This is a genomic window from Bacillus australimaris (genome assembly GCF_001307105.1).
Classification (GTDB): domain Bacteria; phylum Bacillota; class Bacilli; order Bacillales; family Bacillaceae; genus Bacillus; species Bacillus australimaris.
In genome coordinates this window covers 61432-81928 of sequence record NZ_LGYN01000012.1, presented here as the reverse complement: position 1 = coordinate 81928, position 20497 = coordinate 61432, and the positions used below count along the sequence as shown (strand labels likewise).

Below are 20497 nucleotides of genomic sequence, written 5' to 3'. Positions count from 1 at the left end.
AAAAACTAGCAAAAGAAAAGCTGCAAAACGAGGCTGCAGCTTTTCTTTTACCACCTTTTACGAATAAAGAGGAGGTAAAGGAGAGGCAAGGGGATAAGCCGCGCTTATCCCGATGCTCAAATTAAGCTTTAAAATCTTTTAGTTCATCACGTGTTGCAGGGATTTTAATTTCACCCTTGATGATTTTTTGTTTCCATTCTTCAACTTTCTTTAATACATCTTTATCAAGGTTTTCCTTGGATGGAGAGATGTCAAGAGCGCCTTCTTTCAGACCGTATGTGATCACTTCGCCGCCAGGGAACTTACCTTCTTTTGCTTTTGTTGTTAAGTCTTGTACCGCTGTGTCTACTTTCTTAACCATAGAAGTAAGGGTGACACTTTGTTTTGTTCCAGGTACTTTTCCTTCGTCATACTGGTCTTTATCTACACCGATGACCCAAACTTTACGGTTAGGATCCGCTTTTTTCAGGTTTTTCGCTTCTGTGAAGACACCAGTTCCAGTGCCGCCAGCAGCATGATAGATGATGTCGACGCCGGATTTGTACATACTTTCAGCTGTTGCTTTTCCGATATCAGCCTTATCGAATGCACCAGCATATTTCACTTCAACTTTTGCTTTCGGGTTAGCAGCTTGAACACCTGCACGGAAACCGACTTCGAATTTTCTGACTAATTCAGAATCAACGCCGCCGACAAAACCAATTTTGTTTGATTTTGTTGTAAGAGCAGCCGCAACACCCACAAGAAATGATCCTTCGTTTTCGTTAAACACAATGCTAGCCACGTTGTCTTTTTTCACGACTGCATCAACGATAGCAAAGTGGTTTTTCTTACGTTGATCCGCAATTTCAGATATAGCATCTTCCATTAAGAAACCAATTCCGTAAATAAGATCGAATTTCTCACGAGCAAGTGTGTTTAAGTTTGTTGTATAGTCAGCGTCTGATTTAGATTGTAAGTAATCAAAGCCGTTTTTACCTTTTGTTAAATTGTTGTCTTTCCCAAATGCTTGTAAACCTTCCCAAGCTGATTGGTTAAACGATTTGTCATCGACACCACCGACATCAGTTACCATTGCAACAGTGAATTGATCTTTATCTTTTTTGCTTTCACCGCTGTTTGAGCCAGAGTTGCCGCATGCTCCAAGGATGGTTCCTGCTGCTACGACTAAGGACAATGCTAGTCCAATTTTGCGCTTCTTCAAAACATAACCCCCTATAAAATTTAAAAGTTTCAGAAAAGTTTAGCGAAAAAAGACCGATCTATCTCTTCACACCCTTCTGAAAAGGGTATTTTATCCTGCTTTCTTAGAAGGCAGGAGAGAAGATGTAAGACATCAGACTTATATCTCGTTCAACTAATCAATCATAATTTATCATTTCCGATCGAATAAATAAATAGAAATTTGTTTTATTTTTAAAAAAATGTTAAAAGGCTTAATTCAATGTCTTTTTCTCGGCTGAAATATGATATAATGCCGCTTTTATGATGTGCTCTACTACAGTAGAACCATTGATATCAAGGGGTTTGTTACATCGTGTGCCATAAAAAAACATCTGGCCTTTCGTCAAGGTCAGATGTGTCAAATTATAGATATTGCTGAATCAAATTCATATTGCTTGTATTCAGTTTATATTGGAAAACAGGGCGGCCAATTGTCCCATATGCCATTTCCACATCAACTACTTCGATGTCCTCAAGAAATTTCAAGTATTTTCTAATGGAAACTTGAGAGATTTCTGTATGATTAGCTAGGTCTTCGGTTGTGAAAGCCTGTTGACCAAATGATTGAATGCTTGTCCAAATAAGTTTAAGTGTGCTTTTCGTCAAACCTTTTGGCAGAAGGACTTTTTCTGCCTCTGCTTTTTTATGAAAAAGCTTCGCATCTAAATCGTTTTGCGAAATACTGTTCATGGATTGATACAGGGCATGTTTTCGTTTATATTCTGCAAGCGCAGATTGGAATCGCTCGAACTCAAAAGGCTTGATTAAATAATCAACCGCTCCGTTTCGCATCGTTTGCTGGACAACGTCCACTTCATTGGCGGCAGAAATGACAATGACATCAACGGAATGATTTTGCTGACGAATTTCTGATAATAAGGCCAGTCCATTTTGACCAGGCATATAAATATCGAGCAGCACAAGGTGGATGACTTCTGTTTTTAACTTTTCAAGTGCCTGCTGAAAAGATGTGGCAATTCCTTTTAACTCAAAGCCTTCTATTTGGGTGAGGTATCGTTTATTCAACTCCCCAACCATTGGATCATCTTCTACTATTAACACATTAATCATGTGAATCCTCCTTTTGTTTATACGGAATGCGGAGACTAAAGGTCGTTCCTTCTCCTTTTTCACTCGTGACAATCATATGTCCGTTCAATTTTTTGATGCTTTGATCAACGAAGTAGAGCCCGAACCCTCTGTCTTCTCCTTTAGTTGAAAAGCCTTGATCAAACATGGTGTTTTGTTCTTCTTTTGTGAGTCCAACACCTGTATCTGTGATTTCAATATGAAGCTGCTCCTGGACGTATCGGAAGGAGATCGAGATGTTTTTAATCTCAGTATGAGAAACCGCATCGAGCGCGTTATTTAACAAATTGCCAATCACAGTAATGAGATCATGCGTCACTGCCGGATCCTCTGAATTAGGCACTTGTGTGCTGCAAATGACTTCTAATGAAGCACCCTGTTCCCGAATATAGCTTTGTTTCCCTAGTAAAAATCCTGCTAAAACCGTGTTTTTCACATGATTGATGATCTCATTTGTTTCCGTTTGCTGATAGATCGCAATATCTTTGATATAGGTGCCAAGGTCATCGTAGTTTTTGAGCTGGACCAACCCTAAAATGACATGAAGCTTGTTCATAAATTCATGTGATTGGGCACGAAGGGCATTGGCATACATTTTGACCCCGCTCAGCTGCTCAGCTAGATGTTTGACTTCAGTTTTATCACGGAAGGTGGCGATGGCCCCGACAATCTCGTTGTTTACTGTAATGGGTACTTCATTAAAGACGAGTTCCAATCCATTCATTCTCACGTCACGATCAAGCAGCGGCTTGCGTGTTTCAATGACCTGCTTTAAGCCGCTTGATGGGAGGAGAGTCTGGACATCTTGTTCTCTAGGATCAACCAGAATGCCCATATTATGAAAGAGCCGTTTGGCTTCAGCATTGGCCAGCTTGATTTGACCGTGCTGGTCGACGGCAAGAATCCCTTCTTTTGTCGATTCTAGCATGGCGCTTCGTTCTTTTAATAATGTGGCGATCTCATCCGGTTCCAGGCCAAACATAATCTTCTTTACTTTTCTTGCAACAATGAGTGCGCCGATAATGCCAGATAGAAGGCTGAGTGATGTGACGAAGTAGAGCGGAAGTAAGCTTTGATGAATAATCAAGTCAATTTCCTTTAACGTAATCCCTACGGCCACAGCCCCGAGCTGCTTTCCGTTTTGATCATAAACAGGAACAAAAGCACGCATGGATCTGCCGAGTGTTCCAGAAGCCGTACTAATATGTTCTTTCCCTTGTAAAGCCGGTTTTTCATCACCGCCGGCAAAACGCTTTCCAATCTTCTGCGGATTCGGATGTGTTTTGCGGATACCGTTCATATCCATCACGACAACGAATTCAGTTTTGGTGATTTGCTGAACACGTGTTGTATATTTTCGTAATGCTGAATATGAATGGTCTTCTAATGATTGTGCAGTGATCGGCGCCTCTGCGACCATTTTGGCAGTGGAGAGGGCAATGTCACGCTCCTGCTGATGGATGTTCTTAGCTGTTTCCGACCATATCGTAAAGAATGTGATACAAAGGGAGATCAGGACAACGATACACACAAAGATCGTCAGCCGTGTTTGCAGTCTTAAAGTTTTTTTCACGAGTATACCCCTAACGCACGATTTTTTCGTAATAGTAATACTTTAACTGGAAAATGAAAGTTTGTGAAGGAATGTACGTGCAAAATCACAAATTTGATTTTGCTGCCACTTTACTTTGAAAGCATCTTGTCAATCCGTTTTAAGTGAGCCATAATAAATGTGAGCTTATGAGAAAGGAACTATTTATGAAAAATACATATTTGACTGGATATTTTCCGCTGATTTCGATTTTACTATTCAGCTCTGCTTTTTCGATTTTCACAGTAGGTATCACAACTGAATTCTTAACTCAAGCAGGTATTTTAAAGGGAATGCTGGAATTTTTCTCAGAACAGGGCATCCGTCTTGCTCTCTTTGCCGCTTTTGCACTTGTTTATTTTATGATCTTATCTGCTTTAAAATTGATTGCAGATACGGTATTAGAGCTAGCGTTACTCTTTTTCGCTAAGGACCCTGAAGGGGAGAACTTAAAGAAAATTCGAATTGCATCCGTTGTTTATTTATTTGCCAGCTTGCTTGCATTCCTGTTGACGCAGCAGCTCATTCTGCTAGTCGGACTGTTTGTTTTAGCAAGTCTTGTTTATTTTATCTGGGTTGTGGTTCGCATTTATCAATCGCTTAATATGCTGAATTTGATTGGATTTATGATGTTTATTCTGCTATTTTGGGCCACATTTTTAATCGGCATTTTGTACTTATTTATTAAGTTGTATAACAGTGTGATGGCAAGTCTGCCTTCATAAACAGACAAAGAAAGCATCCTCCATCATTGGAGGATGCTTTTTTTATGAAAGAAAACGTTTTTGAATATCGGGTGTAGGCATCATACAAGAGGTTTTTTGACCAAACCACTTGTAGCGATTTTTCGCAATCACCTGATAAAACCAATCACGGATTGGGCGAGGGATGACAAGGAGGAAGTAGCTCCATCTGTATATCCCTTTTAAATGCCGCGCGGCTTTTAAGATGCCTGTTGATTTCGTATAAAGCGTTCCTTTTTCAATATAGATGAATGAATTGAACTCATCTAAAGGCAAACCGTTTTCTTTTAATATACGCTGTCCTGTATCTGATTGTAATGAAGCGAACATCATCTGTCCATTCGGATCGCGCTTAATCACAAACTGAACAGCGCCGCTGCACACGTTGCAGACACCGTCAAATAAAATTAAATGGGGTGGATGTGTTGAATGCATCGCAATCAAACCTCCTGTTTATCTAGCGTATTGCATTGTATTTTTCCAAATACGTAAGTGTGGGCTTGAGTTATAAATCGATTCAACTGTTCCTCTATCTCTTCCAACCCAGACACCCATTGTGTATTGATCTGTCAGTCCCACAAACCAAATGTCTTTGTAGTCATTAGATGTTCCTGTTTTACCACCGATGTAAGGGGCGTTGAAATTCGCTTTTTTCCCTGTTCCACTTTTCACAACGGAGGCAAGCAGCTTACGCATTGTTTCATTGGTACGCTGAGAATACACTTGCTTTGGCGACTCTTTCCACTTGTAAAGGGTCTTACCGTTTAAGTCTGTCACCTTTGTGATCGAATGACTTTGTGTATAGGCACCTTGATTGCCAAAGACGGTATACGCATCTGTTATTTCTAGCGGTGAGAAGCCTTTCGTAAATCCGCCAAGTGCAGAAGGTAGGCGGTAATCATCCGCTACGATATGTTCGAATGAGAACTTCTCTAAATAGCTGAAGCCTTTTTGGACACCTACAGTATCCAGCATTCGAATCGCAGGGGTATTGTATGAATTCTTAAAGGCTGTTTCAAGTGTGACCGTTCCATACGTTTTATGATTATAGTTTTGCGGACAGTATCCGCTGCTGCAAAACTTGCCGGCACTGATGGTGCTTGAAGCTGTTGCGCCGGTTTGATCAATATAAGGACCATAGTCTAAAAGCGGCTTAATCGCAGAGCCTGGCTGTCTTTGCGCTTGATAGGCGTAGTTGAAATCAAACTTTTTATAGTTTTTCCCGCCAGCAAGTGCGACAATTTGATGCGTTTCATGATTAATGACCGCTGATCCGCCTTCTACACCTTGGTAAGGCAATTGTGCATTGAGCTGATAGACAGCTCTTTGCTGTAAGGAAGGATCAAGTGCTGTATAAATCTTCACGCCATCCTGGAGCAGGGCACTGACCTTTTCGGATAATTCTTTTTGAATTGCCTTTTTCGCTTGAGCCGTTTTAGCCTTTTTCAATCGTTTTGTAAAGCCTTCCTGATCAGACACAAGATCGGTAAACTCTTCATTGGCATATGTCACATAGTCAGGGTAAAGGTTTTTCTTTTCACTTAAGGACAGGCTGATTTTTTCTTTGACGGCTTTTTTGTATTGCTTTTTGGTAATCACACCATCGTTTTTCAAAATACCTAGAAGTCGTTCTTGGCGTTTCTTAGTGTGCTTGAATTGTTTCAATGGGTCATACAGCGTTGGGTTGTTTGGTATAGCAGAGATAAATGCCATTTGTGCGAGCGTTAAAGAACTAAGCGGCTTATCAAAATAGTAATTAGCCGCAGAACCGACACCGTAAACCCCGTTACTGAAATAAATGGTATTTAAATAGCTTTCGAGAATTTCATCCTTCGAGAATTTCCGCTCAAGTTCATAGGAGTATAGCAGTTCTGTAAACTTTCGGCTGAACGAACGTTCATGGCTTAAATATAAATTTCGGGACAACTGCTGTGTGATAGTACTTGCTCCTTGGCTGATGCCATGGTTTTTGACATTCGCAGCAAGTGCACGAACAACTCCCATAAAGTCAATGCCTTTATGGTCATAAAAGTTGCGGTCCTCTGAACGGAGGAACAGCTCCTTGACGGAATCAGGAATTTTATCATATTTGACGAAAACGCGGTTCTCATCGTTTGATACGATCTCAGAGATCAGAGAACCATCTCGATCATACATATAACTGTTTTGGGAAAAATCCACCTTTTCTAGCTTGATTTTTTGATCAAGCACTTCGTTAACAGGTTTTACACTTGCAGCTTCTTCCTTTGATAGATAAAAAGTCAGAATAAATAATGGGATGAGGGCAGCAAGTAATAACCAACCAATAATTGCACGAAACATGAGGTCACTCACTTTCTTCAATTTTCTAGCCATATCGTACCATTCTTTTGCGATTACGAGAAGGTTATTTTTAGAATAAAATGGACGTGAAGTCTAGTGAATAAGGCTTCTGCACAAGAAAAAAGAGTATCTGAGGATAATCAGACACTCCTTTCTGTTGCCTTCGAATGAGAGCGGACCGCCCATAAAAATAATGCGCCAAATAGAAAAATGCCGGCGGTGACATAAAAGACTGCTGGAATCCCATAATGACTCGCTACAATACCGCCGATCACCGGACCAACGACATTCCCGAGAAAGCGGAAGCTGACATTGTATCCGAGCACTTCCCCCTGCATGGAGGCGGGTGCTTTAATTCGAATATACGCTGTCGTACACGGAATAATCCCGCCAAGTGCCATTCCATATAGAAAACGGAATATGACAAGCATCACGTAGGAATCTGCCATCGCTTGCGGGATGAATAAAATAGAGGAGAGGATGAGAAGGGCAAGCAGTACCTTGTCGTGACCAATTCGATCTCCAAGATCTCCCCATTTTCGTGTAAACAGCAAATTGCCAAGTCCAGTTGCAGAAAATGCAAGCCCCGCATAAAAAGCGAGATTAACCGGACCATGTAAATCGTGAATATATAGAGCTAACAGCGGTTGAATACTAAAGTTCCCCACCTGTGTAATAAACGTTAGAAGCATCGTGACCACAAGTAAAGGCTGTTTGAAAATATGGACAAGCACTTCTTTTCGTGAGTAAGATACTCGCTTTGCTTCTTTTGACCGGATTGGCTGTTCCTTCACTCCGAAAATGATCACAATCGCTGACACATAAATGACAGCCGCTGTGAGGAAAAACGTATAAATGAATCCGACGCTGTCTGCCATGAATCCGCCCATTAATGGACCAAACAATCCTCCGGCGACATTACTCATCTGCATCGTTCCAAGGGTTTTACCGGCCGTTGCCTTTTCGGTTTGTGCAGAAATCAGTGCCATCGAAGTCGATATGAAGCCTGTGACAAGCCCCATGAAAAGTCTTAATGCGAATAGCTGATACACCGTGTGCACAAGCCCCATTAATAGAATACTTGTTGCAATCCCAATACCATTAATTAATAAAATCTTTTTATAGCCATGCCGGTCACCAATCCGTCCCCAAATCGGAGAGATTAGGAAAGCCGTCAAAAATGTAACCCCAAAGACATAGCCGCTCCATCTCTGGACAAATTCATTTGAATAGCTGCTATCAAGAGATTCTATGTAAAGTGATAAAAAAGGGACGATCATTGTAATGCTGGCAGATACAAAAAAGTTCACAAACCACATGATGTACAAGTTTTTCTTCCTGTTTGTGATAGAGACCACCTTCTTTATTTATTTCGTGTTCCTTAATAATTATAAAGGAAAATAAACGATCTTTCATCAGATGAATAGGTTGGGCATAGTGAATCTGCATTATTTTCACGAAAATGAAGTGATTTCAAGGTCCGTCTTAATATAATGGTATCAGAATGAAAAACTGACGAGAAAGTGAGGTGAGACTGGTGGAACAGAAGACGGTGCTTGTGGTCGATTTTGAATTTACGATGCCTGATGGAAAATATCATCCGCAAAATTTTTTTCCTGAAATTATTGAAGCTGGGGTAGTGAAAGCAGCAGATGAAACGATCATAGACACATTCTCTAGCTACGTCAAACCGAAAAAGTTCCCGAAGCTGACGAAGCGCTGTAAATCGTTCCTCGGCATTACGCAGCAGGATGTAGAGAGCGGGATTTCATTTGAGGCGTTTATCGAGAAGCTCGTGTCACTTGATGGGGAAGAGAATTGTGAGATTATTACGTGGGGCAATATGGACATGAAGGTATTGAAGCAAAACTGTATGCTCAATCACATTGCCTTTCCTTTTAAGGGGAAGCTGAGAGATCTTGCCTTTGAATATAAAACCTTTTTTGGTGACCGCACCCTGACTGGGCTTCGAAAAGCGGCAAAGGAATACGGCAGTGAGGGAGCTGGTAAGCATCATAAAGCACTCGATGATGCGATGACGACTTATCAGCTGCTAACCCTTTTTGAAAAAGACAGAGCCTATGTAGAAAATCCGCAAACAACGAAAATTGGTGAGCTGATTGATTTCTCATATTTTTTTGATTCGGCTGATTAGCGGGCGTCGTCTTCTGGAAAATAATCTTTTTCGAGAGAAGATAGGCATGCTCTTGATTTTTCAGCCCATTTGGAATCATCCGCTTGGAGCGTTTGTTTCAATTTATTTACAGCTTCTTTCAGTGACACTCGATAATCAGGGATGCTGTCATCATAAGGCTTCACCATATGATGAGGGATATTTGTCTGTTCTCTATAGGCCAAAGCCCGTCTCTCCTGGAAAAAAGGCACGTCTGCTTCTTTTGGGTGATGCAGGTCGCCTTGAACGGGATGTGTCAGAACCGCTTTTACTTGAACGAGATAGGTTGATGGTTTCACTGCTGTCACCTCCCCAACGTAAACACCTGTTTTGTAAAAACCTTTCACAACTTGTCCAATTTGAATGTCTATCATGTGAAATTCCTCCATTTCCTTCTCATAGGAAGGTATTTCATTTTTTTTAGCCAATATAGTGAAGTAAACGAGCAAAAGGGGGAATGGCGATGCTGTCGTTCATCGTACTTTTTCTGCTGTATTTTCCTGAAGATAAAAGGGAGTACATCCCAGCGGCTATCACCACGGTGATTTTCTTTATCGCTGCGTTTATTTGCTTTCGCCTCATCATTCGTGCGTCCAAGAAGCAGGAGCGGATAGATGAAAAAAGAACAAAAAAAATGGATTGATCATTTTCTTCTTGTGTCTTCAGGAAACTTCACGGTGACAGTTGTACCAGACTGCAGTGAGCTTTTGAAACGAATGGTTCCATGGTGATTTTCAATGATTGAAAAAGTCACTGTCAGCCCAAGTCCAGTCCCTTTATTTTTCAAAGTGTAGTACGGTTCGCCAAGCTTTTTCATTTGGCTTTCTGTCATACCTACACCGTTATCAACGAAATAAAGGCATACTTTATGATTTTCTTTTGAAGCAAAAAGTTCAATTTTCCCTTCATGATCAGGGGCTGCTTCAATTGCATTTTTGATTAAATTAATCAGGACTTGCTTGATCTTTGTTACATCACCTTGAATGTACAAGTCTGGTTCAATGGATTGATGAATCGTGACTGATTTAAAATTTGCATAGGATGTCATCAGTGATGCACATTCCTCAAGTAATTTCGATAGATTGAGAGATTCAATTTGATAATAGTTTTGTTTCGCAATATCAAGATAACTCGTGATAATGTCCTGCGCCCGGTCTAACTCGGACAGAACGAGATTTTTATAATCTTTATTGGCAGGCTCTTTTGCATTGTCACTCGAAAAGAGCAATTGAATAAAGCCTCTCACAACTGTCAGTGGGTTGCGTACTTCATGGGCGACGCTTGCAGCGAGTTCACTCACAATGGTCAGTTTTTCTGACTGGACGAGCTGTGTTCTCATTTGCGCATTTTCTTTGATGAATTCAATAGAATAGATACTGAGCACAAGAAAGAATATGTAGTAAAGGGTTGATAAAAATAACTCAAGGAACTTTTGCTGCATAATAAAAGCTGGACTGTATTCTATTAAGCTGACCGCAAGCAGTCCAATATAAATAAAGAATCCTTTAGATAAACCGATCAGCACTCCGTAATTCAGCTTTTTCAGCTTTGAATATTGACGCCATTTCCGGTAGAACAGGAATGGGATGAAAAAGTAAATTGGGACAACAATGAGCCCAACCCATAAAAAAGAGCCATACATCACGAATTTGACAATGGAACTCATCACGATGGCAACAATCCCGGCTGTATACCCTCCGTATAAAATAGCAAGTACAAGGGGTATGGATTGAAGCCCAGTCTGCAAATCTAATATCGAACCAACTGGATACATAATACATAGTGCTGAAGAGATGGATGCGAATATTGTGATGAGCAGTTTATTCGTTTTTGGGAAATGTGCAGGGGTCCGGCTTAGCCATAGCGCATGATATATAAAGATTGGAAATAGAATAAAAGATACATGGAGCAGAAAATCCTTGAACATTTCCATATAAATGCTCTCCTCGCAAATAATTGTAATTCCTCTCATTATATCATTTCATGTACAAAGTAGATATGATAAAAGGAGGGTTTTTTTCTTTAAAAAGAACACCCGTTAGGATGTTCTTTTCATCTATAAGTGTTATTCAGTTGATAGTGTGAACGCTTGATGAAGGCGTTTCAGTCCTTCTTTAACTGTTGAAGCAGGACAGCCGAGATTTATCCGAATAAAGCCGTCTCCTTCGTGCCCGTACACGTGTCCAAGCTCTAGTATGACTTTCCCCTTTTTCAGCAGATTCCGTTTCAATTCTGCTTGACTGAATTGATAGTCTTGAATGTCCAGCCACAATAAATAAGACGCATCTGGTTTCATATAACGCATATTTGGAAGATATTCGTCAATATAGTCCATCGCTGTCTTCAAATTGTTTTCTAGATAAAGAACAAGGGCATCAAGCCATTCATCCCCGTGGCGGTATGCTGCTTCCATCGCGGGAATCGCAAATGCATTCAGTTTGGACAGTCCATGTCTTTGCAATTCCTTGTTGAAAAGGGTTCTTTTTTCTTCATCTGAAATGATAATGGCAGAAGCCTGGAGCCCCGCTAAATTAAATGTTTTACTTGGCGCAATACACGTCACCGTGATCTGTGCAATGTCGTCAGAAAGACTTGCAAAAGGTATGTGCGGCTTTCCATAAAGCATTAAATCTGAATGAATCTCATCTGATATGACCGTGACACCATGCTTAACGCAGAGGTCTCCGACTCGTTTTAATTCCTCTTTTGTCCACGCTCTTCCAGACGGATTATGCGGATGACATAGGAACATGAGCTTCGCTTGTGGTCTGCTCAGCTTTTTCTCTAAATCATCAAAATCCATCATATAGCGGTTGTTTTCTATTTTTAAAGGATTGGTTGAGACTGTCCGTCCATTTCGCTCAATCATTTGATAAAAAGGCGTATATACTGGTGACTGTATGACGACTTCGTCATTCGGTGCTGTAAAAGCTTGGACAGCAAAACTAAGTGCTGTGACGATGCCTGGTGTGAAGGTGACAGCATCTGTTTGAATTGTCCATCCATGTCTTCTTTTGAGCCATCCAGCCACAGCCTGCTGCGTATCCTGATCTTGAAATGCATAGCCAAAAACGCCATGATCTAATCGTTCTTTTAAAGCATCAAGGACGACTTGCGGCGCTTTAAAATCCATATCGGCCACCCACATTGGGAGAGCATCCGTTGTCAGGAACAAAGACTCTGCTTGATCCCATTTCACTGATTTTGAACCTTTACGTATGATCTGTTCGTCGAAATTCATGAAACCCACCTCTAGCTGTTTTTCAACCTTTACTGGTTGTGCTAAAATAAACATCACAAAATTTATTATAAGCGGTGATACCGATGAAAGATAGTCAAGCTGTAGAAGAGATGATTCAAATCATCAAGGCATGGGACCCTTTTCATTATGGAGAGGATTTTTATGAAACGGAGCCTGCTGACGTCATTAGTGCATTATACGACGCAGAAGACCCGTTATCTTTAGCAAAAGAGATTCAAGCCATCTACCATCACTCATTTGAACAGCTGCTTCCAATAGAAAGCTGTCAGCATACAGCGAATCAGCTTTTTATCATACGAGACAGCAGCTCCTGCTCACGCTAAGACAGGCTGAAATGTCCGATTTGATCAGACACAAAGACCGGGTTTTCCTCAGGAATGAGGTGTCCGGTTTTTTTTAATGCATGTAAGGTCGAATTGGGCAGATCCTTATGCAGCCTTTCTCCGATTTGAAGGGGAACAATTCGATCTTCCTCGCCCCAAATGAGCAGTACGGGTGTCTCCATTTTCTTTAAAACATCCGAGGTCAAATCTCCTTCCCGGTGCCGAATCAAACGGAATATCCCTCGAAAGATTTGATCATCTGAAAAAGGCTTTAAATAACCGTCCACCATCTCTTGATCAATGATGGAATGATCATGCACAACAGCCGTTAAATTTTTCATAATGCCTTGCTTTAAAAGCTTTCTTTTTAGATAAAGATAAAAATAAGGAATATATGTGCTGTAAACAAGTGATTTCTTTGACTTATTCAAATAGCCAGAGCTGCACAAAAGAACCGCCTTTTCAAATAGGTCTGGCCGTTCAGAAGCAGCGTATAAGGCGATCTGTCCACCCATTGAATGTCCCACTAGGATTGCATGCTGAATCTGCAAAAAACCTGCTAGTTCAATAATGATTTTGCCCATGTTGCGATAGCTGTAAATAAACGTATTCGACTTCTCCGACTGTCCAAATGGCGGAAGATCAATTGCAATTAAATTGAAATCCTGTTTAAGAAGCGGGATGAGTTTTCGGTAGCTGAAGGTAGAAGAGAAGAGACCATGAATTAAGATCAATGTCTTCTTTCCCTCATTTGGATAGTGCTCGTAATAGATATCTAAACCGAATGTACTTTTCATATAAGCTGGCTGAACAATGTCCACTCTCATCACTCCGATACTTGATACTCTCTCTGTTAGGTGACTGTATTGTAACCTAAAATGTGGATTTTAATCTACGATTAGAATCTTTTCCCTGCTTAGCATAATGGGAAAAACGTGCTATAATGTTCAGAAGATTTTTTAAAACTAGCTTTTTATAATCTGAGGTGTGAAATCAAATGAAACTAACAGAAAAAGAAACTGAAATATTAGAGATTTTAGATGAAAACAGCCGCGCCGATTTAAATACAATTGCAAAAATGGCAGGCGTAACAACAGAAGAAGCCGAAATCATTATTCAAAAGCTTGAAGATCAAAAAGTTATTATTGATTATTCAACCATGATTGACTGGCGTAAAGTGGATGGACACGAAGGCGTTACAGCGATGATTGATGTAAAAGTGACACCAAAAAGAGGCGTCGGATTTGATGAAATTGCTGAACGTATTTATCGATTTCAAGAAGTGGAGTCTGTTTATCTCATGTCAGGCGTTTACGATTTATCCGTTGTGATCCGTGGAAGATCAATGTCTGATATTGCCCGCTTCGTATCAGAAAAATTATCGACACTTGATTCCGTTGTTTCAACAACTACCCACTTTATTTTAAAGAGATATAAACATGATGGGAAAGTGTTTGAAACAGGAGACGATGACAAAAGAATCGTGGTGTCTCCTTAAATGAAAAAGTCTTATTTATCTGAAACGGTACAAAGCATTCAGCCGTCAGGTATTCGGAAATTCTTTGATTTGGCTGCCACAATGGAAGGGGTCATCTCCCTTGGTGTCGGCGAGCCAGATTTCGTGACAGCTTGGAATGTGAGAGAAGCAAGTATTATGTCATTAGAACAAGGGCTGACCTCTTATACAGCGAATGCAGGGCTGATCTCTTTGCGAAAAGAACTGAGCCACTACTTATATAAGCGGTTTCACATTAACTACAGTCCTGAAGAAGAACTCATTATCACGGTGGGCGGAAGCCAGGCACTTGATTTAGCCTTTCGTGCGATTTTAAATAGCGGAGATGAAGTCATCATTCCAGAGCCTTGTTTCGTTGCGTACGGGGCGCTTACGACACTTGCAGGCGGAGTGCCTGTCTATTTAAGTACATCAGCTGAAAAAGATTTCAAAGCGGACTCTGCTGATCTTCGCACGAAGCTGACGCCAAAGACAAAAGCCATCTTGCTTTGCTCTCCATCAAATCCAACTGGGTCTGTCTATTCAAAGGAAGAGCTTGAAGATATTGCTCAATTTGCAAAAGAACATGACCTGCTCATTATTACGGATGAGATTTATGCAGAGCTGACATACGATGAAGCTTTTACGAGCGTGGCGGCGATCGCAGATATGAAGGAAAGAACGATCTTGATTTCAGGATTTTCTAAAGGGTTTGCCATGACAGGCTGGCGCTTAGGATATGTGGCAGCACCACCTGTCCTGCGTGATGCTATGCTGAAAATACATCAATATTCTATGATGTGCGCGCCCGCAATGGCACAATATGCGGCAGAAGAAGCATTGAAAAATGGACTTGAAGATGTAGAGAAAATGAAGAAAAGCTACAGAAGGCGCCGTAATTTATTTGTTGGCTCCCTGAATGAATTAGGACTCACATGCCACCAGCCTAACGGAGCGTTTTACGCGTTCCCGTCGATTAAAAGCACAGGCATGACGTCAGAACAATTTGCTGAGGAGCTGCTTCTCAGTGAAAAAGTGGCCGTTGTCCCAGGGAATGTATTCGGCCCGAGCGGTGAAGGTCATATTCGTTGTTCATATGCTTCATCACTTGACCATCTTCAGGAATCACTTTCAAGAATCCAGCGCTTTTTGAAGGATCGACAAGTGAAGGAAGAAGCATCTGCCATCTTAAAATAAAAAAAGGCATCAATCCAGATGGACTCATGCCTCACAAATTAGGGGGGAATACTAGAAAGCATTCTTGTTTTCAGGTATTCCCCCTTTTGAACTGATCTAAACCCATTTAAAAAATATTTTGCGTAACTGACCTTTCTGTGATATAGTTTTTAATTGCGTATAAACGAATATTAAAACATTTATTTAGGAGTTGTTATCATGGCGACAAAGTTTGAAGTAGGCAGTGTTTACACTGGTAAAGTAACAGGATTACAAGCGTATGGTGCGTTTGTTGCATTAGATGAAGAAACTCAAGGACTTGTGCATATTTCTGAAGTAACACATGGCTTTGTAAAAGACATCAACGAGCACCTTTCAATTGGTGACGAAGTACAAGTAAAAGTTCTTTCTGTTGATGAAAATGCAGGAAAAATCAGCCTTTCTATCCGTGCTACACAAGAAGCACCTGAAAGAAAAGAAAGCAAACCAAAGAAACAAAGACCACAGCAAGTGAAAGAAGAAGCTGCTGCACCACAAGGTTTCAACACACTTAAAGATAAACTTGAAGAGTGGATTGAGCAATCAAACCGTAAAGACCTTATCAAGAAATAAAAAAAGCACCGCTTCAAACGGTGCCCTAGGCTGCCTCATGTAGGCGGCCTTTTTTATGTCTTTTTGTTTAGCGAACCTCTGGATTCGGCTCGTCACGGTGAACAGCTTCTTCACTTGGCTTGAACAATAGACCAAGATTGACAAGACCTGCAATTCCAACAAGACCATAAATAATACGTGATAATGCAGCACCTTGACCGCCAAAGATCGCTGCTACTAAGTCAAATTGAAAAAAGCCGATTAGTCCCCAGTTAATAGCACCGATAATCGTGAGCACGAGGGCAATACGTTGAATAGCACTCATCGTGATTCCTCCTTTCGATACAGCATCAATACATTTATATTTTGCAGATTTTTAGCCAAACTATGCGTAAGAAAATGGATGAAAGCAAATTACTTTACTTTTGGAATGATTGAGGCGCATAATGTAGCGCGAGGAGGAGATCAAATGGATCGATTTACTTATTGGAACCCAACGAAATTAATCTTTGGAAAGGGAGAAGTATCAGCCCTTTCAGATGAACTTAAACAATACGGAAAAAACGTATTACTTGTATATGGTGGAGGCAGTATTAAACGAAACGGCCTTTATGACCAAGTTGTCAGCATTCTAAAAGAATCAGGAGCTACAATCACTGAACTTGCTGGTGTTGAGCCAAACCCGCGCTTAACAACAGTGAGAAAAGGAATTGAGCTTTGCAAAGAAAGCGGCATTGATTTTATTTTGGCAGTTGGCGGCGGCAGTGTCATTGATGCTACGAAAGCGATCGCAGCTGGTGCGAAGTACGATGGAGATGCTTGGGATATTGTGACACGTAAGCACGTCCCAATGGAGGCTATTCCGTTCGGTACGGTGTTAACACTTGCTGCAACAGGCTCTGAAATGAACTCTGGATCAGTGATCACAAATTGGGAAACAAATGAGAAGTATGGCTGGGGAAGTCCAGCAGTTTTCCCGAAATTCTCTATTCTTGATCCAGTCAACACATTCACTGTGCCTAAAAACCATACGATTTATGGCATGGTTGACATGATGTCACATGTGTTTGAACAATATTTCCATCACACGGAAAATACGCCTTACCAAGATCGTATGTGTGAAGGACTTCTTCGTACTGTCATTGAAACGGCACCGAAGCTGATCAACGACCTTGAGAACTATGAGCTGCGTGAAACCATTTTATTCACTGGCACAATTGCACTTAATGGAATGCTTTCAATGGGGGCACGTGGTGACTGGGCATCTCACAACATTGAGCATGCGGTATCCGCTGTCTATGACATTCCTCATGCAGGCGGACTTGCGATCTTGTTCCCGAACTGGATGAAGCATGTGATTCAAGAAAACCCAGGCCGCTTTAAGCAACTAGCGGTGCGCGTATTCGATGTAGACCCTGCGGGCAAAACAGACGAAGAGGTCGGCTTAGAAGGTATCGACAAGCTGTCTGCTTTCTGGACTAGCTTGGGAGCACCAAGCCGTTTAGCGGATTATGACATCAATGATGAGAAAATTGACTTGATTGCAGACCGTGCAATGGCACGTGGTGAATTTGGTCAATTTAAGAAGCTAAACAAAGAAGACGTTCTAGCTATTCTAAACGCTTCTTTATAATCGAACATCAAAAAGATAGCTGCTTTTAGCAGCTATCTTTTTTGAGTTCATCGTGTACATATGTTACAGTAGTCTTTCATGTTTTTGGATATATTCGTTTTAAGGAGATGTAGAACAGATGGAGAATTTTATTTACTATAATCCAACAAAATTAATGTTTGGAAAAGGACAACTAGAAGGACTCAAAAGCGAACTCGCTCGTTATGGGAAACGAGTGTTACTTGTATATGGTGGTGGCAGCATTAAGAAAAATGGTCTTTATGACAAGGTCATTGATGTGTTGAAAGAAGCAGATGCTGAAGTATTTGAGCTGTCTGGCGTTGAACCAAACCCACGTCTCACGACAGTGAAAAAAGGAATCGACATCTGTCAAAATGAGAACATTGATTTCTTATTAGCCGTTGGCGGCGGTAGTGTCATCGATTGTACAAAGGCAATTGCAGCCGGAGCAGAGTATGACGGTGATGTGTGGGATATTATTTCAAAGAAAACAACTGCTCAAAAAGCATTGCCGTTTGGCACAGTGCTGACACTTGCAGCAACTGGATCAGAAATGAACCCAGATTCTGTTATCACAAATTGGGAAACGAATGAAAAATATGTATGGGGAAGTTCAGTTACTCATCCTGCATTTTCAATTCTAGACCCTGAGCATACGTATTCTGTGCCAGAAAATCAGACGGTGTATGGCATGGTTGATATGATGAGCCACGTTTTTGAGCAATACTTCCATAATGTAAAAAACACACCTCTACAGGATCGGATGTGTTTTGCTGTTCTTCAAACAGTCATCGAGACAGCACCAAAACTGCTAGAAGACTTACAAAACTATGAGCATCGTGAAACCATTCTTTATGCAGGAACGATCGCTTTAAATGGCACGCTGCAAATGGGTTACTTTGGCGACTGGGCGTCCCATACGATTGAGCATGCAGTATCAGCTGTCTATGACATTCCGCATGCAGGCGGACTTGCCATTCTCTTCCCGAACTGGATGCGTCATACACTCGATCATAATGTGGAACGTTTTAAAAACCTTATGTTGAACATGTTCGATATCGAGACAGAAGGAAAATCAGATCGTGACATCGCGTTAGAAGGAATCGACAAACTGTCAGCCTTCTGGACAAGTCTAGGAGCACCAAGCCGTTTAGCGGACTATGACATCGGCGAGGATCAGCTGGACAAAATTGCTGACATCGCAGCGAAAGAAATGGAATACGGTGGTTTTGGCAACTTTATGAAACTTGGTCGTGATGACATTCTATCGATTTTGAAAGCTTCTTTATAATTCAGATTGCCGCTTCTCATTCAGAGAAGCGGCTTTTTGCCATGCCAGTGACGATCACTTGATTTCAACAGCTAGTTCCGCTAAAGTGAAAGAGACAGAACTAACGTAATGGAGGGCTTACCAGCGATGACACATATTCAATTTGACTACTCGAAAGCGTTACCTTTCTTTCAAGAACATGAGCTTACATATTTAAAAGATTTTGTGAAGGTGGCTCATCATAATATTCATGAACAAACAGGTGCAGGCAGTGATTATTTAGGCTGGGTTGACTTGCCTAAGCAATATGACCGCGAAGAATTTGCCCGCATTAAAAAAAGTGCAGATAAAATTAAGTCTGACTCTGATGTCCTGCTTGTTGTCGGAATCGGCGGCTCTTATCTAGGCGCACGTGCGGCGATTGAATTTTTGAACCATTCTTTCTATAACACTTTGCCAAAAGGCAAACGAAAGACACCACAAATCATTTTTATTGGAAACAACATCAGTTCGTCTTATTTAACAGATGTGATGGATCTGCTGGAAGATGCAGATTTCTCCATTAACGTGATTTCTAAATCTGGAACAACAACAGAGCCAGCCATTGCGTTCCGCATCTTTAAAAAGCTCCTTATTGAAAAGTACGGTGCTGAAGAAGCGAAAAAACGTATTTATGCAACAACTGACAAGGCACGCGGTGCGCTTAAAACATTAGCAACTGAAGAGGGCTATGAATCATTTATCATCCCTGATGATGTCGGTGGACGCTATTCTGTATTAACAGCAGTCGGTCTTTTGCCAATCGCTGTGAGCGGTGCAGACATTGATCAGATGATGGAAGGCGCGGCAAAAGCAAGCGAAGACTTCGCTTCATCTGAGCTTTCTGAAAATGCGGCTTACCAATATGCTGTCGTCCGCAACGTCCTTTACAATAAAGGCAGAACGATTGAAATGCTGATTAACTATGAGCCAGGCTTGCAATATTTCGCAGAATGGTGGAAGCAATTATTCGGTGAAAGTGAAGGGAAAGATGAAAAAGGAATTTATCCTTCATCTGCTAACTTCTCAACAGATCTTCATTCTCTTGGTCAATATGTTCAAGAAGGAAGAAGAGACTTGTTTGAAACAATCGTGAATGTAGACAAGCCACGTCATGAGCTTGTCATCGAAGCAGAAGAACAAGATCTTGATGGCTTGAACTATCTGGCAGGAAAAACGGTTGATTTCGTCAATAAAAAAGCATTTGAAGGAACGATGCTTGCCCATACAGATGGAAAAGTACCGAATCTCATCGTGACAATTCCTGAGATGGATGCTTATACATTCGGATACCTCGTGTACTTCTTTGAGAAAGCATGTGCAATGTCTGGATATTTACTAGGCGTCAATCCATTTGATCAGCCTGGTGTAGAAGCGTATAAAGTGAATATGTTTGCTTTATTAGGAAAACCGGGCTTCGAAGAGAAAAAAGCAGAGCTTGAGAGCCGTCTAAAACAATCATAAGAACGAAAGGCACACCTTTTCATAAGGGTGTGCCTCAGATTGTTGACAAAGGGCTAAAATGATCGTTATTTTAGCCCTTTGTCTTCTTTTCAGCGTGATTGA

General features: G+C 41.1%; 21 protein-coding genes. 10 read left to right on the top strand and 11 right to left on the bottom strand.

Going from position 1 to position 20497, the window contains the following annotated elements; all coding sequences use genetic code 11:
- Positions 1-121 precede the first annotated feature (121 nt).
- From AKG37_RS07060 to malK, 3 genes are all read right to left on the bottom strand, one after another.
- Positions 122-1204 carry a BMP family lipoprotein gene (locus AKG37_RS07060; RefSeq protein ID WP_060698167.1) on the bottom strand — a complete coding sequence of 361 codons (1083 nt, stop codon included), beginning with the start codon at positions 1202-1204 and terminating at the stop codon, positions 122-124.
- Between the two features lie 383 nt (positions 1205-1587).
- The gene (locus AKG37_RS07055) at positions 1588-2295 is read right to left on the bottom strand and encodes a response regulator (protein WP_060698166.1); all 708 of its coding nucleotides are present in this window, start codon (positions 2293-2295) and stop codon (positions 1588-1590) included.
- Positions 2288-3886 (bottom strand): malate sensor histidine kinase MalK, encoded by a 1599-nt coding sequence (gene malK / locus AKG37_RS07050; protein ID WP_060698165.1) that lies wholly within the window; start codon positions 3884-3886, stop codon positions 2288-2290. Before malK ends, AKG37_RS07055 begins: the two co-directional genes overlap by 8 nt.
- Before the next feature lie 185 nt (positions 3887-4071).
- Here malK and AKG37_RS07045 point away from each other — a divergent pair, with 185 nt between their 5' ends.
- Complete coding sequence (locus AKG37_RS07045; protein ID WP_060698164.1) at positions 4072-4629, top strand: YufK family protein; 558 nt, start codon at positions 4072-4074, stop codon at positions 4627-4629.
- A gap of 42 nt (positions 4630-4671) precedes the next feature.
- Here AKG37_RS07045 and AKG37_RS07040 read toward each other — a convergent pair whose 3' ends face one another.
- The 3 genes from AKG37_RS07040 to AKG37_RS07030 all read right to left on the bottom strand — a co-directional run bounded on the left by AKG37_RS07040 (position 4672) and on the right by AKG37_RS07030 (position 8288).
- A complete protein-coding gene (locus AKG37_RS07040) occupies positions 4672-5082 on the bottom strand; it encodes a thiol-disulfide oxidoreductase DCC family protein (RefSeq protein WP_060698163.1) in 411 nt (136 codons plus the stop codon).
- An 18-nt stretch (positions 5083-5100) separates the two neighbouring features.
- Entirely contained in the window at positions 5101-7002 is a 1902-nt protein-coding gene (locus AKG37_RS07035) for a transglycosylase domain-containing protein (RefSeq protein ID WP_060698162.1), read from the bottom strand.
- A 107-nt stretch (positions 7003-7109) separates the two neighbouring features.
- On the bottom strand, positions 7110-8288 hold the full coding sequence (locus tag AKG37_RS07030) for an MFS transporter (protein ID WP_237697672.1): 1179 nt from the start codon (positions 8286-8288) through the stop codon (positions 7110-7112).
- A gap of 218 nt (positions 8289-8506) precedes the next feature.
- Here AKG37_RS07030 and kapD point away from each other — a divergent pair, with 218 nt between their 5' ends.
- Positions 8507-9124 carry a 3'-5' exonuclease KapD gene (kapD, locus tag AKG37_RS07025; protein WP_060698160.1) on the top strand — a complete coding sequence of 206 codons (618 nt, stop codon included), beginning with the start codon at positions 8507-8509 and terminating at the stop codon, positions 9122-9124.
- Here kapD and kapB read toward each other — a convergent pair.
- A complete protein-coding gene (gene kapB, locus AKG37_RS07020; RefSeq protein WP_060698159.1) occupies positions 9121-9516 on the bottom strand; it encodes a kinase-associated lipoprotein KapB in 396 nt (131 codons plus the stop codon). The genes kapD and kapB overlap by 4 nt on opposite strands.
- Before the next feature lie 89 nt (positions 9517-9605).
- Between kapB and AKG37_RS07015 the strand changes: the two genes are divergently transcribed.
- Positions 9606-9785: a hypothetical protein gene (locus AKG37_RS07015; RefSeq protein ID WP_060698158.1), complete on the top strand. Its 180-nt coding sequence runs from the start codon at positions 9606-9608 to the stop codon at positions 9783-9785.
- Here the strand turns inward: AKG37_RS07015 and AKG37_RS07010 are convergent, their stop codons facing one another.
- Together AKG37_RS07010 and AKG37_RS07005 are read right to left on the bottom strand one after the other, a co-directional pair.
- A complete protein-coding gene (locus tag AKG37_RS07010) occupies positions 9786-11075 on the bottom strand; it encodes an ATP-binding protein (RefSeq protein WP_060698157.1) in 1290 nt (429 codons plus the stop codon).
- A gap of 132 nt (positions 11076-11207) precedes the next feature.
- A complete protein-coding gene (locus AKG37_RS07005) occupies positions 11208-12383 on the bottom strand; it encodes a MalY/PatB family protein (protein ID WP_060698156.1) in 1176 nt (391 codons plus the stop codon).
- Positions 12384-12466: 83 nt separating this feature from the next.
- Between AKG37_RS07005 and AKG37_RS07000 the strand changes: the two genes are divergently transcribed.
- The gene (locus AKG37_RS07000; protein WP_060698155.1) at positions 12467-12727 is read left to right on the top strand and encodes a DUF1871 family protein; all 261 of its coding nucleotides are present in this window, start codon (positions 12467-12469) and stop codon (positions 12725-12727) included.
- On the opposite strand, the gene AKG37_RS06995 is transcribed toward AKG37_RS07000, so the two are convergent.
- A complete protein-coding gene (locus tag AKG37_RS06995; RefSeq protein WP_060698154.1) occupies positions 12724-13548 on the bottom strand; it encodes an alpha/beta fold hydrolase in 825 nt (274 codons plus the stop codon). The two genes, AKG37_RS07000 and AKG37_RS06995, sit on opposite strands and share 4 nt — an antisense overlap.
- Positions 13549-13724: 176 nt before the next feature.
- Here AKG37_RS06995 and AKG37_RS06990 point away from each other — a divergent pair, with 176 nt between their 5' ends.
- From AKG37_RS06990 to yugI, 3 genes are all read left to right on the top strand, one after another.
- Positions 13725-14225, top strand: coding sequence for an Lrp/AsnC family transcriptional regulator (locus AKG37_RS06990; protein WP_060698153.1), 501 nt, complete (start codon positions 13725-13727; stop codon positions 14223-14225).
- On the top strand, positions 14226-15419 hold the full coding sequence (locus tag AKG37_RS06985) for an aminotransferase (protein WP_060698152.1): 1194 nt from the start codon (positions 14226-14228) through the stop codon (positions 15417-15419).
- A gap of 198 nt (positions 15420-15617) precedes the next feature.
- The gene (gene yugI / locus AKG37_RS06980) at positions 15618-16010 is read left to right on the top strand and encodes a S1 domain-containing post-transcriptional regulator GSP13 (RefSeq protein ID WP_008345795.1); all 393 of its coding nucleotides are present in this window, start codon (positions 15618-15620) and stop codon (positions 16008-16010) included.
- A gap of 67 nt (positions 16011-16077) precedes the next feature.
- Here yugI and AKG37_RS06975 read toward each other — a convergent pair whose 3' ends face one another.
- Positions 16078-16314, bottom strand: a complete 237-nt coding sequence (locus AKG37_RS06975) for a DUF378 domain-containing protein (RefSeq protein WP_060698151.1) — start codon at positions 16312-16314, stop codon at positions 16078-16080.
- A gap of 144 nt (positions 16315-16458) precedes the next feature.
- Here AKG37_RS06975 and AKG37_RS06970 point away from each other — a divergent pair, with 144 nt between their 5' ends.
- The 3 genes from AKG37_RS06970 (at position 16459) to AKG37_RS06960 (ending at position 20395) form a co-directional block, all read left to right on the top strand.
- Positions 16459-17622 (top strand): iron-containing alcohol dehydrogenase, encoded by a 1164-nt coding sequence (locus AKG37_RS06970; RefSeq protein WP_060698150.1) that lies wholly within the window; start codon positions 16459-16461, stop codon positions 17620-17622.
- A 118-nt stretch (positions 17623-17740) separates the two neighbouring features.
- Positions 17741-18913: an iron-containing alcohol dehydrogenase gene (locus AKG37_RS06965; RefSeq protein ID WP_060698149.1), complete on the top strand. Its 1173-nt coding sequence runs from the start codon at positions 17741-17743 to the stop codon at positions 18911-18913.
- Between the two features lie 126 nt (positions 18914-19039).
- Positions 19040-20395 (top strand): glucose-6-phosphate isomerase, encoded by a 1356-nt coding sequence (locus AKG37_RS06960; protein ID WP_024423293.1) that lies wholly within the window; start codon positions 19040-19042, stop codon positions 20393-20395.
- Positions 20396-20497 lie beyond the last annotated feature (102 nt).

What these genes read in the sequence shown, in the direction of transcription:
- AKG37_RS07055 (WP_060698166.1), bottom strand. Translation starts at nt 2,295, where the DNA reads ATGATTAATGTGTTAATAGTAGAAGATGATCCAATGGTTGGGGAGTTG.
- AKG37_RS07045 (WP_060698164.1), top strand. Translation starts at nt 4,072, where the DNA reads ATGAAAAATACATATTTGACTGGATATTTTCCGCTGATTTCGATTTTA.
- AKG37_RS07040 (WP_060698163.1), bottom strand. Translation starts at nt 5,082, where the DNA reads ATGCATTCAACACATCCACCCCATTTAATTTTATTTGACGGTGTCTGC.
- AKG37_RS07035 (WP_060698162.1), bottom strand. Translation starts at nt 7,002, where the DNA reads ATGGCTAGAAAATTGAAGAAAGTGAGTGACCTCATGTTTCGTGCAATT.
- AKG37_RS07030 (WP_237697672.1), bottom strand. Translation starts at nt 8,288, where the DNA reads ATGTGGTTTGTGAACTTTTTTGTATCTGCCAGCATTACAATGATCGTC.
- kapB (WP_060698159.1), bottom strand. Translation starts at nt 9,516, where the DNA reads ATGATAGACATTCAAATTGGACAAGTTGTGAAAGGTTTTTACAAAACA.
- AKG37_RS07015 (WP_060698158.1), top strand. Translation starts at nt 9,606, where the DNA reads ATGCTGTCGTTCATCGTACTTTTTCTGCTGTATTTTCCTGAAGATAAA.
- AKG37_RS07010 (WP_060698157.1), bottom strand. Translation starts at nt 11,075, where the DNA reads ATGGAAATGTTCAAGGATTTTCTGCTCCATGTATCTTTTATTCTATTT.
- AKG37_RS07005 (WP_060698156.1), bottom strand. Translation starts at nt 12,383, where the DNA reads ATGAATTTCGACGAACAGATCATACGTAAAGGTTCAAAATCAGTGAAA.
- AKG37_RS07000 (WP_060698155.1), top strand. Translation starts at nt 12,467, where the DNA reads ATGAAAGATAGTCAAGCTGTAGAAGAGATGATTCAAATCATCAAGGCA.
- AKG37_RS06990 (WP_060698153.1), top strand. Translation starts at nt 13,725, where the DNA reads ATGAAACTAACAGAAAAAGAAACTGAAATATTAGAGATTTTAGATGAA.
- AKG37_RS06985 (WP_060698152.1), top strand. Translation starts at nt 14,226, where the DNA reads ATGAAAAAGTCTTATTTATCTGAAACGGTACAAAGCATTCAGCCGTCA.
- yugI (WP_008345795.1), top strand. Translation starts at nt 15,618, where the DNA reads ATGGCGACAAAGTTTGAAGTAGGCAGTGTTTACACTGGTAAAGTAACA.
- AKG37_RS06975 (WP_060698151.1), bottom strand. Translation starts at nt 16,314, where the DNA reads ATGAGTGCTATTCAACGTATTGCCCTCGTGCTCACGATTATCGGTGCT.
- AKG37_RS06970 (WP_060698150.1), top strand. Translation starts at nt 16,459, where the DNA reads ATGGATCGATTTACTTATTGGAACCCAACGAAATTAATCTTTGGAAAG.
- AKG37_RS06965 (WP_060698149.1), top strand. Translation starts at nt 17,741, where the DNA reads ATGGAGAATTTTATTTACTATAATCCAACAAAATTAATGTTTGGAAAA.
- AKG37_RS06960 (WP_024423293.1), top strand. Translation starts at nt 19,040, where the DNA reads ATGACACATATTCAATTTGACTACTCGAAAGCGTTACCTTTCTTTCAA.